The organism is Rhizorhabdus dicambivorans (assembly GCF_002355275.1).
GTDB lineage: Bacteria > Pseudomonadota > Alphaproteobacteria > Sphingomonadales > Sphingomonadaceae > Rhizorhabdus > Rhizorhabdus dicambivorans.
In genome coordinates, this window is sequence record NZ_CP023449.1 from 3,419,531 (window position 1) to 3,437,077 (window position 17,547).

The 17,547-nt window shown below is 61.3% G+C and carries 12 protein-coding genes and 1 pseudogene; 8 read left to right on the forward strand and 5 right to left on the reverse strand.

Features of this window, described 5'->3' with window-relative positions; translation table 11 throughout:
- Positions 1 to 70: 70 nt before the first annotated feature.
- Positions 71 to 1,156, forward strand: a pseudogene (locus CMV14_RS16100) (AMP-binding protein); the annotation flags it as partial.
- Between the two features lie 49 nt (positions 1,157 to 1,205).
- Here the strand turns inward: CMV14_RS16100 and CMV14_RS16105 are convergent.
- On the reverse strand, positions 1,206 to 2,120 hold the full coding sequence (locus CMV14_RS16105) for a LysR family transcriptional regulator (RefSeq protein WP_096367768.1): 915 nt from the start codon (positions 2,118 to 2,120) through the stop codon (positions 1,206 to 1,208).
- Between the two features lie 154 nt (positions 2,121 to 2,274).
- On the opposite strand from CMV14_RS16105, the gene CMV14_RS16110 reads away from it, so the two are divergent.
- The 7 genes from CMV14_RS16110 to CMV14_RS16140 all read left to right on the forward strand — a co-directional run bounded on the left by CMV14_RS16110 (position 2,275) and on the right by CMV14_RS16140 (position 9,847).
- Entirely contained in the window at positions 2,275 to 3,384 is a 1,110-nt protein-coding gene (locus tag CMV14_RS16110) for an iron-containing alcohol dehydrogenase (protein WP_238147063.1), read from the forward strand.
- A gap of 31 nt (positions 3,385 to 3,415) precedes the next feature.
- Positions 3,416 to 4,918: a CoA-acylating methylmalonate-semialdehyde dehydrogenase gene (locus tag CMV14_RS16115; RefSeq protein WP_269148368.1), complete on the forward strand. Its 1,503-nt coding sequence runs from the start codon at positions 3,416 to 3,418 to the stop codon at positions 4,916 to 4,918.
- Positions 4,919 to 5,258: 340 nt separating this feature from the next.
- Entirely contained in the window at positions 5,259 to 6,659 is a 1,401-nt protein-coding gene (locus tag CMV14_RS16120; protein WP_066970003.1) for an aminomethyltransferase family protein, read from the forward strand.
- 185 nt (positions 6,660 to 6,844) lie between these two features.
- Positions 6,845 to 7,714, forward strand: a complete 870-nt coding sequence (locus CMV14_RS16125) for a methylenetetrahydrofolate reductase (protein ID WP_066970005.1) — start codon at positions 6,845 to 6,847, stop codon at positions 7,712 to 7,714.
- A gap of 33 nt (positions 7,715 to 7,747) precedes the next feature.
- A complete protein-coding gene (gene purU, locus CMV14_RS16130) occupies positions 7,748 to 8,605 on the forward strand; it encodes a formyltetrahydrofolate deformylase (protein ID WP_066970009.1) in 858 nt (285 codons plus the stop codon).
- Positions 8,605 to 9,468 carry a bifunctional 5,10-methylenetetrahydrofolate dehydrogenase/5,10-methenyltetrahydrofolate cyclohydrolase gene (locus tag CMV14_RS16135; protein ID WP_066970010.1) on the forward strand — a complete coding sequence of 288 codons (864 nt, stop codon included), beginning with the start codon at positions 8,605 to 8,607 and terminating at the stop codon, positions 9,466 to 9,468. The genes purU and CMV14_RS16135 overlap by 1 nt, the downstream gene beginning before the upstream one ends.
- On the forward strand, positions 9,461 to 9,847 hold the full coding sequence (locus CMV14_RS16140; RefSeq protein WP_066970023.1) for a dihydroneopterin aldolase: 387 nt from the start codon (positions 9,461 to 9,463) through the stop codon (positions 9,845 to 9,847). Before CMV14_RS16135 ends, CMV14_RS16140 begins: the two co-directional genes overlap by 8 nt.
- Positions 9,848 to 10,110: 263 nt before the next feature.
- Here CMV14_RS16140 and CMV14_RS16145 read toward each other — a convergent pair whose 3' ends face one another.
- The 4 genes from CMV14_RS16145 to CMV14_RS16160 all read right to left on the reverse strand — a co-directional run bounded on the left by CMV14_RS16145 (position 10,111) and on the right by CMV14_RS16160 (position 17,521).
- The gene (locus tag CMV14_RS16145) at positions 10,111 to 11,514 is read right to left on the reverse strand and encodes an aldehyde dehydrogenase family protein (protein WP_066970011.1); all 1,404 of its coding nucleotides are present in this window, start codon (positions 11,512 to 11,514) and stop codon (positions 10,111 to 10,113) included.
- A gap of 659 nt (positions 11,515 to 12,173) precedes the next feature.
- Complete coding sequence (locus tag CMV14_RS16150) at positions 12,174 to 13,457, reverse strand: amidohydrolase family protein (protein ID WP_202820858.1); 1,284 nt, start codon at positions 13,455 to 13,457, stop codon at positions 12,174 to 12,176.
- A 170-nt stretch (positions 13,458 to 13,627) separates the two neighbouring features.
- The gene (locus CMV14_RS16155; RefSeq protein ID WP_176489158.1) at positions 13,628 to 15,811 is read right to left on the reverse strand and encodes a TonB-dependent receptor; all 2,184 of its coding nucleotides are present in this window, start codon (positions 15,809 to 15,811) and stop codon (positions 13,628 to 13,630) included.
- 423 nt (positions 15,812 to 16,234) lie between these two features.
- On the reverse strand, positions 16,235 to 17,521 hold the full coding sequence (locus CMV14_RS16160; protein ID WP_066970015.1) for an MFS transporter: 1,287 nt from the start codon (positions 17,519 to 17,521) through the stop codon (positions 16,235 to 16,237).
- Positions 17,522 to 17,547: the final 26 nt, after the last annotated feature.

Here is a 17,547-nt window from a genome sequence, read left to right on the forward strand (position 1 = left end):
GATTTTACTCCGCCCGCGGCTGGTTTATTCCGCCGCTACCGTGGCCGACTTTTGCACCGCCGCTCTCATGACGCACGACACGACCTTCGATTACCGCCCCGGCCAGGTCTATTGGTGCGCCGCCGATATCGGCTGGGTGACTGGGCACAGCTATATCGTCTATGGCCCGCTCGCGAACGGCGGCGTGACGCTGATGTACGAGGGCGTGCCCAACTGGCCCGATGCCAGCCGCATCTGGCAGGTGGTGGATCGCCACAAGGTCGAGATCCTTTACACCGCCCCCACGGCTCTGCGCGCGCTGATGAAGGACGGCGACGATTATGTTTCAAAGACGAGCCGTAAATCCCTGAAGTTGCTTGGCACGGTCGGCGAGCCGATCAACCCGGAGGCGTGGCGCTGGTATCATGAGGTCGTGGGCGAGGGCCGTTGCCCGATCGTCGACACGTGGTGGCAGACCGAGACCGGCGGCCAGATGATCACCCCCCTGCCCGGCGCCACCGCGCTCAAGCCTGGATCGGCTTGTCGGCCCTTTTTCGGGGTGGAGCCGCAACTGCTCGACAATGACGGCAAGCAGCTCGAAGGCGCGGCCGAGGGCAATCTCGTCATCGCGCGCAGCTGGCCGGGGCAGATGCGCGGCGTCTGGGGCGATGCGGATCGCTTCTTCACCACCTATTTCACCCAGTTCGAAGGTGTTTACACGACCGGAGACGGCGCGCGGCGCGATGCCGACGGCTATTGGTGGATCACCGGGCGTGTCGATGACGTCATCAACGTCTCCGGTCACCGCATGGGCACGGCCGAAGTGGAAAGCGCGCTCGTCCTTCATGCCAAGGTGGCCGAGGCGGCGGTGGTCGGCATGCCGCACGACATCAAGGGCCAGGGCATCTACGCGTATGTGACGCTCAATGCCGGCGAGGAACCAACCGACGCGCTGCGCAAGGAATTGCGCGACTGGGTTCGCACCGAAATCGGCCCGATCGCGACGCCCGACGCCATCCAGTTCGCGCCCGGCCTGCCCAAGACCCGTTCGGGCAAGATCATGCGCCGCATCCTCCGCAAGATCGCCGAGAATGAGGTTTCGAGCCTCGGCGACACCAGCACACTTGCCGATCCCTCCGTTGTGGAAGATTTGGTTGCAAATCGCGTGACCAAATAGGCTCAAAGTTTGTCACAGGAAGGGCAGCGCATGCCAAACAGGCCGTGATTCACTCGATCGATCCCATGAAGAAATCATGGGTGCCCTCCAGCAGATCGCGGAGGAACCGACGCGTCAACCGTACTTGGGATGTTTCTGCCATATCGGCGTCTGCGACCATGAAATAGGAGCGCACCAGCGACAGTTGCTCTGGCAAAACCGCCACAAGGTCCGGTTCGTCCCGCGCGATATAAGCGGGCAACACACACAGCCCAGCCCCACTCAGTGTTGCAACCAGCTGCGCATGAAGGCTGGAATTTTGCACCCTGGCGCGAAGGTGAGGGCGGATTTCACCGAGGTAGTTCAGGGCGCGCGTAAATATCAGGTCATCGACATAACCGATGAAGGTGCAGCCCGCGAGATCGTCGCGGCTGCGAATGGGTGGTTGGGACGCCAGATAATCGCGGGCGCCATACACGAACAATCGATAGTCCGTCAGCTGCTCCACGATGAAGGTGCCCGCGGGCGGCGGCGTCATCGTCACGGCGATGTCCGCCTCACGACGCGACAGCGCGACAATCTGTTGGATCGTGATCATCTCGACAGAGAGTCCAGGATAGGCGGCGGCAAGCGCTCCGATCCGCGACGCAAGAAAGAAATTTCCAAAGCCTTCCGGCGCGCTGATCCGAATGGCGCCCGAAATTCCCGCGCGACCACCAGCGGCCCTCTCCTCCATGCGGATGGCTTCGGTTTCCATGACATTGGCCATTGCGAGGATGTCTTCGCCGTGCCGCGTGAGTTCATAGCCTCGTGGGTTGCGCTCAAAGAGCTGCAATCCGAGCGCTTGCTCAAGAGCTGCGATCCGCCTTGCGACGGTAGCATGGTCCGTTCCCGTCCGCCGGCCTGCCAGCGAGATCGTTCCTGCACGCGCGACCGCGAGAAAAAAACGCAAGTCGTTCCAATTGAGGCTGGTGCCGCGCATCATGCATTTCCGCACATAACCTGCGCAAAGTTAGCGACTTATGTGTGATTTTGTCAACGCTATAACCCCTCACGGGCGGGATCACCGCTTTGGGATTCGTGAGGGATTTATGTCATCCGTTTATTTGCCGCGTTCCATCAGGATCGGTGGCGGCGCCTTGCGGGAACTGCCCGCCGCGCTGGCGCAGCTCGGGCTTTCTCGCCCGGCCATTCTAACCGACAATTACCTGGCCGGAACGGGGGCGCTCGAGCGTCTGGTGGCGCTCTGCACCGAACAGGGACTAGCGGCGCGCGGTTTCGCCGACGTCATCCCGGATCCCACCGTGTCGTCGATCGACAAAGCGACCGCCTTTGTTACCGAGGGTGATCATGACTGCGTGGTTGGTTTCGGCGGCGGAAGCTCCATTGACACCGCGAAGGCCGTCGCGGTTCTGGCCGCCCGCGGCGGTACGATGCGCGCGCTCAAGGCACCCCATCAAGAAGATCTTCCCGGGCTGCCAATCGTCGCTATTCCCACAACGGCAGGCACCGGTTCCGAAGCGACGAGGTTCACGATCGTCACCGACGAGGCCAATGACGAGAAAATGCTCTGTGTCGGGCTGGCCTATCTGCCGATCCTGGCAATCGTCGATTATGAGCTTACGCTCTCCAAACCTGTCCGGTTGACTGCCGACACCGGTATCGATGCGCTCACCCATGCCATCGAAGCCTATGTGTCCAGCCGCGCCAATCCTTTTTCCGACGGAATGGCGCTTGCTGCCATCAGAGCGATCTGGCCAAATCTGCGGACCGTCTGCACGAACCCGGATGACCGGGCGGCGCGCGAAAGCATGATGATCGGTTCGCTGCAGGCTGGCATCGCTTTCTCGAACGCGTCGGTGGCCCTGGTCCACGGGATGAGCCGGCCGATCGGCGCGCATTTCCATGTCGCCCATGGGCTTTCCAATGCGATGCTCTTGCCGATTGTCACCGAATGGTCTGCTCCGGCCGCCCTTCCACGCTATGCGAACTGCGCTCGCGCCATGGGACTTTCGCCTGTCGAGGAAGGGGATCAAGCGGCGGTTGCGCGGCTCGTCGAGGCTCTCCACCAGGTGAACACCGATCTGGCCGTGCCGACACCGCGCAGCCATGGCATCGACGAGGCACGGTGGTTCGAACTCCTCCCTCTTATGGCCGAGCAGGCCATCGCCTCCGGCTCGCCGGCGAACAATCCTCGGGTGCCCGACGCGCAGATCATCGAGGCGCTCTATCGTCGCGCATGGGCCTGAATTTCTCGCACTTCCAAAAATAGGCAGACACATGACCCTGATCCCATCCATCGACCATGTCATTCATGGACGCGCCGGCCAAACGTCAGCATCGACATCGGAGGTTTTCAATCCCGCGACGGGTGAAGTCACCTCGCATCTCACCCTTGGCACTCCGGACGATGTCGATGCGGCGGTATCCGCCGCGCAGCAGGCGTTCGACGATTGGTCCGCCACGCCGCCGCACATCCGCGCCAGAGTGCTGTTCCGGTTTCGCGATTTGATCGAGCGGGACTTGGATCGCCTGGCAAACATCGTGACCGCCGAGCATGGCAAAGTCTTCAGCGATGCAAAGGGCGAGATCGTTCGGGGCCTTGAGGTCGTCGAATTCGCCTGTGGCATTCCGCAGATGCTCAAGGGCGATTTTAGCGAGAGTGTCGGCAAAGGCATCGACGCCGTGTCCTTCCGGCAGCCGCTGGGAGTTGTCGCGGGCATCACGCCCTTCAACTTTCCCGCAATGGTTCCGATGTGGATGTTCCCAGTCGCGCTCGCCTGCGGCAACTGCTTCATTCTGAAGCCCTCGGAACGCGACCCGAGCCTCGCCAACGAAATGGCCGCCCTCCTCTCTCAGGCCGGGCTGCCCGATGGCGTGTTTCAGGTCGTGCACGGCGGCAAGGTCGTCGTTGACGCGCTGTTGGACCATCCCGGCGTAGAGGCTGTCTCTTTCGTCGGTTCTACGCCGATCGCTGAATATGTGTATCGCCGCGGCACGGCTGCCGGCAAGCGTGTCCAGGCGTTGGGCGGCGCCAAGAATCACATGATCGTGATGCCCGATGCCGATCTCGACAAAGCGGTCGATGCGCTGATGGGTGCGGCTTATGGTTCGGCCGGCGAACGCTGCATGGCGATTTCGGTCGCTGTCCCCGTGGGGCAAGCGACAGCCGATGCCCTCGTGGAGCGCCTTGCGCCTAAGGTCGCCAGTCTCAAGATCGGTCCTGGGGTCGATCCCGAAATGGATATGGGCCCGCTTGTCACCCAGGCGCACGCTGACAAGGTCCGTGGCTATATCGACGCAGGCGCTGCCGAGGGCGCGGACCTCGTGGTCGATGGACGCGACATCCATCGGCAAGGCTATGAGGGGGGCTTTTTCCTGGGAGGTACATTGTTCGATCGGGTGACGCCCGACATGAGCATCTACCGCGAGGAAATCTTCGGCCCCGTGCTGTCCGTCGTCCGCTCGGAAACGTTCGAAGAGGCGTTGCAGCTCATCAACACCCACGAATTCGGGAACGGTACCGCGATCTTCACGCGAGACGGTGATACCGCTCAAGCGTTTCTCAGCAAGGTTCGCGCGGGGATGGTTGGCGTCAATGTTCCCATCCCGGTGCCGATGGCGTTCCATTCCTTTGGCGGCTGGAAGCGGTCGCTTTTCGGGGATCACCACATCCACGGCCCGGAAGGCGTCCGCTTTTACACGAGGCTCAAGACCGCTACCCTGCGTTGGCCAAAGGGCATTCGGGACGGCGCGGATTTCGTCATGCCCACGTTGCGGTAATTGTCACGCCCGCGCGGATAACGAAAGTAAGCGACGTTTGCGGGCGCTTTTGCGTGGTCCAGCGGATAAGGCGGAGGGGTGGCCCGGTGGGCCACCTCACCAATTGGCAAGGAGATTTTTCCCGAACGTCATGATGGGAGCGATATAAGCCCTTGCCCATGTGGAAACGTTCCCATATTGATATGGCAGGGTCGTCGGGTGGTTCGCCGTCTTTCCCGCTGGCCAATGCGCATCGCCGCCTTGCCCAGCGGGTCAGGGCGCGGCCGCTAGGGTCGGCTTCGTCTTGCCGGAGTGTCGAAAACGCACCGGCCAGATCCAATTTTATATCACGGAGAGAGGTATGGTGCGGTCGGTTCAGGACATTGTCGATGACAACCCGGACTTGGTGAACTATTTCAAATACCAGACCGGAGGATACGCGAGCGCATCGCTCATCGACATCCTTCGGCCTTTCATTCCTGCCGAGTTCACGAATTGGCGCGAGGAGCAGCGCGCTTGGCACGAAGCGGCGGTGATGTTCGACCAGTCGCATCACATGTCAGTGACCTACATCAAGGGTCCGGATGCCAAGGCGATGCTGAATTATCTGTCGCCGTCCACCTTCTCCAATCTGTCCACCGATCGTGGCAAACAATATTTCGTCGCCAATCCCGACGGCAAGCATATCGGCGACTGTGTCCTTCATTATTATGGGGATGATGAGGGGTTCGAGCTGATCAGCGGCAATCCGCTGCAAAGCTGGGTGCGGTACCATTGCCAGACGGGCGAATATAACGTCGAGGCGAGGCACGATCCAAGCTCACCCTTGGGCAAAGGGCACCGGCGGACGAAGTATCGCTTTCAGCTTGAAGGCCCCAACGCCCGGCAGATCCTCGATGATGTCTGCGTTGGAGGAATGCCAGAGCTCCAGTTTTTCCGCACCGCGTTCGTCACCATCGCGGGCTGCCGCGTTCACATCCTGCGGCATGGCATGGCCGGCCATACCGGCGCAGAGATCTCCGGTCCCTGGGACGAGATGGACACCGTTCGTGATGCGATCCTGAAGGCCGGCGAAAAGCTCGGCCTGCGCCGCGGCGGCACATGGGCTTACTACAGCGCGACCCTGGAGAATGGATGGATCCCGACGCCCTTCCCCGCGATTTACACCAGCGACGCAATGAAGGCGTATCGCGAGTGGCTGCCCGCAGCCAGTCTTGAAGGCCAGATGCACGTCGCTGGCAGCTATTATGGCGAGCAGATCGAGGATTATTATTGGGACGCCTGGTCGCTTGGCTACGACAAGTTCGTCAAGTTTGATCACGACTTCATCGGGCGCGCGGCGCTGGAGAAGATGAAGCCGCAGCCTCATCGTGTTAAACGCCTCCTGGTGTGGAACGAAGACGATGTCATGAAGGTGATGGCGTCGCAATTCGGCGATGGGCCAATCTATAAAGCGATCGACATGCCGCTGGCCTTTTATGGCCTGCCACAGGCCGATGACGTTCGCTCGACCGACGGGCGACATGTCGGCGTGTCGCAATGGTGCGGTTACACGGTCAATGAGCACCGGATGATGTCGCTTTGCGGGATCGACGAGGCATCCGCCGCGCCGGGTACCGAAGTCGTTATCACCTGGGGCGAGCGCAACGGCGGCGCGCCCAATCGGCAAACCGAACGTCATGAGCAGACGACGATCCGCGCGACGGTGGCGCTTACCCCGGCCGATGCCCTGTCGCAGGGCCGGGTCCGCGCGACGCTCTGACACAAGCGGGTGTGACGGTGGCCTCGATCGCTTCCCTGGCAAGCGATCGAGGTGGGCCGGTGACCCTATGCTTCGGGGTTATTCTCGCCGTGCGCTCGATCGAGAGCTTCGGGAATGCCTCCGGTGAACTCGCGCTTCGGCCTGCCGTGGCGGCTGCGCGTAGACCATTAGACTAGGAGAAGGCGATGGGCTCGCCCGTTATGGCCATCGATTGCGACAGCGTGCCGGATAATCTGGTGCATTGCTTCTCGATTGAGATGACTGGGAAGGATATCGATGCGCTGCAGGCAGCGGCGCCGCTCTTGCCCCCCGGTACATCCGTCGCGGTGACGTTCCTGCCAGGCGAAAACTACGAGACGCGGATCGCAGCCTGCAAGGCGGTGCGTGACCTCGGTTTCGAGCCGATGCCGCATTTCTCAGCCCGTCGCATCCAAGACGAGGCGGAGTTCCACGACTTCCTGCACGCCGTCGTGGCTGAAGCCAAGGTGCGGCGCTGCTTCGTCATCGCCGGAGACGCCGCTGAGCCGGAAGGCCCGTATGCCGATAGCATGCAGTTGATTGCCAGCGGCGCCTTTGAGGCCGCCGGGATCGACCTGATCGGCGTTGCGGGCCATCCCGAAGGCCATCCCAACATGACAGCGGGGGAGGCCACCGCCGTCCTGCGGGCCAAGACCGATGAGATCGAAAGACGCGGTATGGCGGCGCTCATCGTCACGCAATTTACGTTCGACGCTGCGCGCACGCTCGACTGGCTCGCCGAAGTACGCCAGGCCGGCATCGACGTCCCGGTTCTGCTCGGGGTGCCCGGCCCGGCCGGCATCAAGACGCTTTTGCGTTTCGCCGCGCGGTGCGGCGTCGGCGCGTCCGCATCCGTGCTGAGCAAATATGGCATCTCGATTGGCCATCTGCTCGGATCGGCCGGCCCCGACCGCTTCGTCGATGCGCTCCGCGCCGGAATTGGCGAACAGCATGGGCATGTCCGCCTGCACTTCTACCCTTTTGGCGGCCTCGACAAAACGGCGCGGTGGATCGCTGACTACGCTCGAAAGCACTGAGGCCCTTACGGCTACGGAATTGGAAACCGCTTCATGAACAATAGCTTCACGCTCCGCTTGCAATGCGACGATCGCCCCGGGCTGGTCGCGCATGTTGCCGGTTATCTCGCTGCGCACGGGTGCAACATCACCGAGGCGCAGCAATTCGACGACGTCACCAACAACCGCTTCTTCATGCGCGTCAAGTTCGTGGCCGGCGGCGATAGCAGTCTGGAGAGCCTCCGCGAAGGCTTCTCGGCAGCGGGCAGCGACATGGACCTCGATTGGGAAATTCGCGACGACAGCCAGCGCCAGAAAGTCGTCATCATGGTCAGCAAGTTTGACCATTGCCTGGGTGACCTGCTGTATCGCCATCACATCGGCGAGTTGCCGATGGACGTGCTCGGGGTCATCTCGAACCATCCGCGCGAAGCGCTGGCGGTCTCATCGCTCCGTGGCGTCCCGTTCCATCACCTGCCCATGGCGATCGGCGGCAAGGAAGCGCAGGAGGCCGAGGTGAAGCGGCTCGTGCGCGAGGGCGGTGCGGATCTCGTCATTCTGGCCCGCTATATGCAGATTCTGTCAGATGACCTTGCCGGCTTTCTGTCCGGCAGGTGCATCAACATCCATCACTCGTTCCTGCCCGGGTTCAAGGGTGCGAAACCCTACCATCAGGCCCATGCCCGCGGGGTCAAGATGATTGGCGCGACCGCGCATTATGTGACCGCGGACCTCGACGAGGGGCCGATCATCGCCCAGGATACCGAGGTCGTGAGTCATGCCGACACGGCCGAGGATATGGTTCGAAAAGGCCGTGACATCGAGCGGCAGGTATTGGCCGGCGCCGTCCTTGCCCATCTGGAGGGCCGGGTCTTCCTGAATCAGTCGCGCACCGTGGTTTTTCGCTCCTGATGGCGGACTTGATCAACGGCCGGGCAATCGCTGCACGGCTCGTCCGCGATGTCTCCGAACAAGTGGCGGCGATTGTCGCTCAGTCCGGGCTGGCACCGGGCCTGGCCGTGGTCTTGGTCGGTAGTGACGCGGCAAGTGAGGTCTATGTCGCGCGCAAAATCGAAACCTGCCGCGCAGTCGGCATACGCTCGATCGAGCGTCGTTTGCCAGCCGATACGTCCCAGGCCGAATTGCTATCGTTGATCGATGAGCTCAACGCCGACCCGACGGTCCATGGCATCCTCGTGCAGCTGCCGTTGCCAGCGCCGCTCGACTCCAATCTCGTCCTCGATCGCATAAAGCCTGCGAAGGACGTGGACGGCTTCCACCCCGTCAACGTCGGGAGACTGTCGACCGGGACGGGAGGGCTCGTGCCCTGCACACCGCTCGGCTGCATGATGCTCCTCGACGAAGTGATCGACGACTATCGCGGCCTCAACGCTGTGGTGATCGGAAAGTCGAACATCGTCGGCAAGCCGCTGGCGTTGCTGCTGCTGGAACGGGAATGCACCGTCACCGTCACCCACATCGAAACACGCGATCTCGCTGACATCGCGCGACGGGCGGATATTGTCGTTGCCGCCGCAGGCGCACCCCGGCTCGTGCGGGGCTATTGGGTCAAGGAAGGCGCGGTCGTCATCGACGTCGGCATCACGCGCATGACCGCAGCCGATGGCAAAACAAAGCTGGTGGGTGACTGCGCGACTGACGAGCTCGGGCATGCTCGGGCGATTACGCCGGTTCCAGGCGGAGTTGGCCCGATGACGATTGCCTGTCTGGTCGCCAATACGGTGTGTGCGGCAACGCTGGCAGCGCATGGCTGACGGTCAGACGGATGTCGACCTGGGTCGTAGCTGTACGACCGTTGTGCGTGTACGCGACCTGAAACTGCAGGCGCATATCGGCATCAATTCCGACGAGATTGGTCGCGTCCAGGACCTCATTATCTCAATCGAGCTTACGCTCATTGCCGGCCACGTCCACGCAATGGACCGGACGATCGACTATCGTGAGGTCGCCGAGGCGGCGGCAACGCTGGCCCGCAGCCACGTTCCGCTGATCGAGACCTTTGCGCTGCGGCTGGCCGAGCATTGCCTGCGCCACCCGGCCGTGACAGCCGCATCCGTCTCCGTCGACAAGCCGTCCGCCATCGCGAACGGAATCGCCGGCACCAGCGTACACTTGCGCCGCCCCTGCGGATAACATGGTTCAGGGTAGAGCACTTCCGCTCGATCCAATCAGCATCTGCTGACGCCTTTCCACGCACGCGCAGCACGGCGCTCGTGACCCGAGCATCGTCGTCGCCGCAATGATGATCATCGATATTCGCCGCCGTCGCAGCCGCTTCGAGGTAGGTTGATCAGATCCATGCCGCCGCGCAAGAAACGATTGCGCGGCGGCAACGCGGCCTGAGCCGTTCCAGGGGTCGCGGACATGCGCCGTCCGCGACCCGATGCGCGGTTCGCTTAGCGAGCGATATTGACGATCTTGGGCTGCGTGAATTCCTCCAGCCCCTCCTCACCCTGCTGCCGCCCCAATCCTGATTGTTTCGCACCCCCGAAGGCTACGTCAAACGGCAGCTCAAGATGTTTGTTGACCCACACGGTTCCAGTGTCGATCCGCATCGCCACATCTTCCCCGCGCTGCGGGTCCGACGTCCAGATCGTGCCGCCCAGGCCATATTCCGACCGATTGGCGCGCTCGATCACCTCATCAAGCGACGTGTAGGACAAGACAGGAATGATGGGGCCGAACTGCTCTTCGGCAACCAGCCGCGCATCATCGGCGATATCGCGCACGACGGTGGGTGCGATGAAGAAGCCGTCCCGGTCAATCGGCTTTCCGCCGGCGATGACGGTGCCGGATGCGTGCGCATCCTTGAGATAGCCAAGCAGCTTCTCATACTGGATCCGGTTCTGGATGGGGCCGATCTGCGTGCCCTGCTCCAGCCCGTCGCCAACAACGGCGGTCTCGGCCAGTTCGGCGAGAGCCCCGCAGAGGCGATCGTACATTGCCTCGGGCGCATAGATGCGCTTGGCGGCAAGGCAGATCTGGCCCGCATTGGAGGTCGCGGCTCGGAAGACCGCGGGCGCAACAATGTCGAGATCGGCATCGTCGAGGATGATTGCGGCATCGTTGCCGCCGAGCTCGAGCGTGAACCGCTTCAGCGTGTCAGCCGCGCCCGCCAGCACCTTGCGACCCGTGGCCGTGGAGCCGGTGAACGCGACCATCGCCACGTCAGGGTGCGCGGCAAGTTCCGCGCCCAGGTCGTTCGCGTCTGCGAGCGTCTGAAACACACCGGCCGGCAGGATGTCGGCGGCGATCTCACCGAGCAGCAGGGTCGTCAGCGGCGTGGTCGGCGCTGGCTTTGCGATCACGACATTGCCGGTGATAAGCGCGGGCCCGAGCTTGACCATGAGCAGGATGAGCGGGAAGTTCCACGGCACGATCGCTGCAACCACGCCGAGGGGCGTGCGATGCTCAATGATCTTCTCGCTCGGGGTATCGCGCAGGATCTTGGGTTGGACCGATTGGCCGGCAAAATAGCGCAGCGCCGCGATGGTGCCGCCGACTTCGAACTGTGCCTCGGCAATCGGCTTGCCTTGCTCCTGCGTCAGCAACCGAGCCAGCTCGTCGGCGCGAGGTTCGAGCGCATTGGCGAACGCTTGCAGTCGTTCCGCCCGTGCGGTCTGCGTCATCGCTGCCCATGCGGGAAACGCTCGACGCGCTGCCGCCACGGCCTGGTGCATCTGCTCGTGATTCGCGCGGGGGGCCGCGGCGAACGTGGCGCCGGTTGCCGGGTTGAGCACGTCGATTGTGTCAGCGCCCGCGACCAGCGCTCCATCGATCAGCAAGTGATAGTCGGTCATAACGGGAGTCTCCACGATCAAGCAACGTCTGACATTTTGTCGTTATATGTCACAACGTCAAGGGTCTCGACCGATTTGCGTCCTCGCCTCCCCAATTGTGCGATAGGTCAAGCCAAGGCCGCCTGCCTACCACCCCTGATCAACCATAAGCCTGCAGGCGTGCGGAAAAGCCGGAATTGCCCCTTGCGTGTTGCGCCGTCTTGCCAATTGTCCAACGCGGCGGGAACGCGATCGGTAATGCGCTGCGAGAGACGCCTGATGCTTTTCGTGTCACGCGAGATCGCCGGGCGAGCTGCGCGACGCACCTTGCCGTGGCATTGGACGCGTTTCGATCCACAGCAAAGTGCGTAGCGTTCGCCACCGCCGCGAAGCTGGCCGCGCCCCTGGCTGGTCCTTGGTCGCGGCGCGCTCGAGAATCAGCGAACTCGGCTATCGACCGTTCGAGGTCGAGGCGCCGCACCCGTTTTCCAGCCGGCTAGCCCCGCTTCGACCGAAGCTCGAGGCTGGTGACGTTCAGCTGTGCGGTTGTCGGTTGGGCGCCGCCTTCGGTGACGCCGCCACCGCGATCTCCCTCCTGTGCTTGCGGTTGCAGTATGACGGGCACGGCACAGGCTGCCGCCTGAGCGAACCGGAACCATCAATCGTAAGGCACCTCTCGCTTAGCTCGCCCTCGGTGTGGTCCCACGGTCGCTGGACAATGCCGGAAGTGCCGCCAGATCAAGCCTGTAGCAATCCGCGGCCGCGCCGACGAAAAGCGCTTGTCGCTCTTCGGCCGAAAACGGCGCTGCGACCCGTTTCAGCGCGTTGACGATCGTACGATAGCTCCCAGTCCCGCTCTCGACCGGGTAGTTGCTCTCGAACATGCAGCGGTGGACACCGAATATCTCGATCGCGGTTTCCATATAGGGTCGCCATTCCGCTGCAATCTGCTTGGAGTGGGCTGGCGGATCGCTCCTGTAAGACTTGAATTCGGCCAGATGCGCGCCAAGGCCGCCAATCTTGACGTAAACACGCGGCATTTTGGCGAGAGCCTGTAGATCCCGCTTCCAGATGGGAAAACGCTCTTTCATTTTACCGGCATAGCGGCCGGTTCCGACCGGGTTGCCCATGTGGTTCAGGACAATCGTCGTGTCCGGGAAAGCCCTCGCGAGATCGATGACATCCGACAGCTGTGGCGAGAGCAGGAAAGCATCGAAGCTGAGACCTAAGGGCCCAATGTGACGGAAACCGGCGCGAAACGCGTCGCTGCGATAAAGACCGGGTGGACTGTTGATCACGCCACCGATGATCGACGCGTCCGCGTCCCAGGCGGCGTTTTGGCGGACACCGCGCAAACGTCCGTTCCCAGCGGCTAGATGTGCCTCCAGTACCGGCTTCAGGCGATCGCCAATCTGGCAGGTAACGCCAGCAACGAGCGCGGCCCCGACCCTGGCGGGACCGAACAGGCCGCTTGCACTGGCCGCGGCCTGCCCGTTCGCGAACTCCGTTTCGCCCACGCCCCGAAAATCGACGGGACCATCGGCGCGATACGATGTCGTCGAATTTATATAGACGGATGCGATCAGCCTGTGCCCAGCCGCTTCTCTGAGGAGATCGTCAAACAGGAACCGCGGTCGCCCCGAAAGAGCAACCAGGCCCTCGCGGCCTTTTGCCCACAGGTGGTGATGGGCATCAATGAAAGCTTGGTCGGGATCGAAAATTGGCTCGAGATCGGCTCCGTTTGGAGAGACGGCCGGCCCAGCCGCAGAAACAGCGGTGGGCCAGGCCATGCTTTGCAGCATCAGCGCGCCGGTTAGCCCAAGCCCCTGCGTGAAATCGCGACGATCGAGCGTCTGCCCGATCGGATCCATCGAGCGGCGTGCGCCACAGGAAATCCCATGAAGCGGCCTATCGGAGCCGCCGGCTTTTACCGATGCCTGGGGAGGATACTCAATTTTCGTCATTGTTCCCTCTGCCCGTCTTGAGCTGCAGCGTTACGTAGGGTGGACGACCGAGGATTTGCGGCAGCAAACCCCCGTTCTGCACTATCGGATAACAGTGATAAGACCGCGCCAGCGAGAGCATAGACATTTCTCTCACTGGCGCGAGCATCAGCGCGAGGCGGTCCTCCGCCTTAGAATTTGAGCCCCAGTGTCGCCCCGTAAGTGCGGGGGGCCGCATAATTGGCACGGGCCACACCGCGAATACCGCCCTGCGAATTGACACTGTACAGGTTGGTAACAGCTTTGTTGGTTAGATTGTTGCCCCAGATGGAAATCGAATATCGATCACCGGGTGACGTCCAGCGGACGGAGCTGTTGATCAGACTATAGCTTGGCTGCCGCAGCACGTCGTCAGGATCCTGGAAGAAACCGCTATTATAATAATAGCTCGCATTGAAACCCAGTTTTCCCTCGGAAAATGGCACCGTATAATTCACGACCGCACTTAGGCTATGTTTTGGCGTGAGCAAGGTGGTGTTCCCGCTCGCATCGCCCGGCGTCAACGTATACCCACCGGCCGCACTTGGCGCGGCGATGAGGGCGCCGGGAAACTGCTTATATTTGCCATGGGCAAATTGATATCCGAAATCCAAGGAGAGCTTCGAGGAAATCTGCGTTTGGAGTTGACCGTCGAACCCGTAGATTTCAGCGGCGGCGCCGTTGTAGATTCCCGTCGAACCATTGACGGAACGCTGCGCCTGGACATTCTTGTAGTCATAATAATAGCCGGCAACATTCAGCCGTACGTGACGATCAAGAAACGTCGTCTTAAGGCCGGTTTCATATGCATCGAGCACTTCCGGCTCGAAGGGCGGCAATGTCAGAGCGGATGCATTGAACCCACCACTTTTGAAGCCGCGATTATAGGAGATATAGGCGAGCACATCGCTTGTAACTTGATAATCCATGGCCAGCCGCCAGGTCAGTTTCTTGAACAGGAGCGACTGATCGCCCGGCGCCACGACCGTCGCCGTTCCATTGAGCGCCACTGTCGTCGTCGACGCATCCGTCAATTCACGCTTTTCGTGCGTATACCTGAGACCGGCCGTCAGGCTAAGACCGCTGAGAATCTCGGCAGTTGCCTGTGCGAAGCCCGAAATCGAGTCCGTATTTTGATTGCTCAGCGTGCTCGATGACGAAAACGCGGTGGCCGCAACGCCAAAATTGCTCAGAATGAAGCGAGGATACCGGCTCCCCGCCTTGAAGTAATACGCCCCGACCACCCATTTCAACCGGCTCGTCTTCGGCGATAGCAGCTGAACCTCCTGGCTGAACTGCCAGTCGTTCTGATCTTCGCCGAACACACGACCCCGGGTCCGCGTAAAATCGGACTCATTGTCGAATGTGAAGTCGGTTTTGCGATAAGCGGAGGTGCTTGCAAATTGCACAGCGTCAAAATCATGGTCGACGCGAAGGCTGACTCCGCCGGTTTTCACGGTGACCAAAGGCATCGTGTCGCCATCGACGTCCCACTCGCTGCCGCCATAGGAGGGGCCGAACGGCGGTGCGGCGGTGCCGCCCAGCGGAATGCGCTGTGCGTTCATGCTGTTGCGCGTATCTGTGTAATCGGCAATGAATCTCAGTTGCGTGGCAGGCCCGGCATTCCAAAGCCATTTTGAACGGGCCGAGATGTCATGCTGAATCTTGTAAACATCCTTGCCGTTAAAGAGGTTGGTACCATAGCCGTCTCCCATCGCCGTCCCTTGCACTGCGAGATCTGCGGACAGGTTCTGGCTCAGCCCACCAGTGAGATAGAGTGTGCCCTTGAAGGTTTTGTAGTTTCCGTAGGAAAGACTGACGTCACCTCCGAACGTTGATCTGGGATCACGCGTGGTGACCTGGATGAGCCCGCCGGTAGCATTGCGACCGAACAATGTTCCCTGCGGGCCTTTCAAAACCTCGATCTGGGAAACATTGTTAAAAGACAAAATGTTGGCGGTTGCATTCGCATAATAGACGCCATCAACATAAAACGCGATCGGCGATTCAAATCCGGCCCCGGACCCCTTCGACGCGACGCCGCGTATGATCGGGTAAGCGTAACCATTGTTCGACTGGACCTCGACGCCGGGCGCCACCATTTTCAAACTCTGTACGTCGGTTACGCCGCTGTTGGTCAGTTGCGATGCGGTCGCGACCGCGACCGAGACCGGCACTCGCTGAAGATTCTCCGAGCGCTTTTGTGCTGTAACGATGATTTCCGAGACTTCAGAGCTTGAAACCTGCGATCCAGGATTGTCGCCGACTGCATTGGGCGCCTGAGCATAGAGTCTCGGCGCGACGCCCAGACTGATGCCCAAAGCAAGAACCGACACGCCAAAATGCTTTGCAGATATTTGCCCCACTTGCACCCTCCAGTTTGTATAGTTTCAATCATCTTTGGAGGCGCGGAAAGCGAAACGGGACTTTCGACCATAATAGGGCTTTGGGATCCAACAGAAGGCGCTCAACGTTGTTCGCGCTCCGCATCAATGCAAGACAAAGCGATCGTTGAGGCCTGTCGCCCGCTGCTATCTATTACGGATCGCTAGCCCCTCCGTCGGCAAACCTGGCCCCACCCAATGCTAGTGGGGCTGGGGATCGATAAACACGGCCTATGTGGGCAATTTATTAGTGCCGGGCTGGAACTAATGTCAGCCTCGTCTCGGTCGCGCGGCGCCGTGTCGAAGCGTCATCGTTTTTCACGCGACTGGTCAGAACGGGTTTTGGCGGTTTCCGATCAACCGGGGATATGCTGCCTATCTTGATGATAGGCTCGCATCGCGTGGTGATCGCTCGGCGGAGATGAACCAAACCGCCAGTGCTGCCAAGAGCGCGATGGAGGCCACCACCATATAGAAGGCGACCTGGGTCGTATGTCGGCTGACCAACTGGGCGGCCAGCAAGGGGGCCGCCGCACCGCCTAGTCTTGACACGCCAACGGCCCAGCCAAAACCGGTGGACCGAATGTGTGCAGGATAGAGGCTTGCCGAAATGGCGATCAATGCTCCCAAGCCCAACCCTTGCAGCAGGCCAACGAGCGTGATCCCGACAAGAGCCCTATCAACTGTTGAGGCGAAGCCACCAAAGAACGCCGTGGCGGCTCCCGCCGCCACCAGCCACCCGGCCGTCGCTTTGCAACCGTCGACACGCGCGATCGCCGGGCCAGCCAAGGCTGTGCCAACAATGGAGCCGACGTAAAAAAGGGTGAAGACCTTGCCACTATCGTCAGCCCTCATCCCCGCTATCTGAAGCAGGATCGGCGTATATTGGCTTATCATGATGAGCTGCATGAAGCCCGCGAACATGGCGATCCACAGCGCTGTTGTGCCCCTGACGAACCCTGCGGCAAATAACTCTTTAGGGGATGACGGCGCTTCCAGCGGCGTAGGCACAGGCGCTAACGGCTCGTCGCACGTTCCTCCGCCCAGACGCTCCAGGATATTCCGAACGGCGTCCTCGCGACCACCTTTCACGACCAAGAATTCAGGCGACTCCGGAACGACCAATTGCACGATAACGGCGAGCAACACGGTGCATGCGGCCGCGATCCCGAACATGGCTTCCCAACCCAAGCGAGCGAGCCAGATCGATGCCGTCAGACCACTGAGAATGCCACCAAAGGGGATGCCCGCCCACATCAGCGCCACGATGAAGGTCCGCAAGCGTCTAGGCGAATATTCAGCCGCTAGCGCAATCAGGCACGGTGCCGCGCCACCGATACCGAGGCTCGTAACGAAGCGCGCTATAAAAAGCTCGCCCAGACTGCGCGATAGCGCGGTTCCTGCTGATCCGACGGCTAGAATGAAAAGCGCAATGACGATCAGCGGGCGACGGCCCCACCGGTCCGCGGCCGCGCCAAGCAGGAAAGACCCTGGCACATAGCCAATCAGGCCAGCGAAAAAGACGAACCCTAGATCGTTGAGACCGATGACGCCGGATTTGACGATTACAGGGCCCACGATCGAGACGATTGTCTGGTCAAATCCGTCTGCCACCGCGACCAGAAAGCTGAAGCAAAATACCAAATACTGGACCTGCCTCAAACCAGGCTGATTGATCGCGCGGTCAA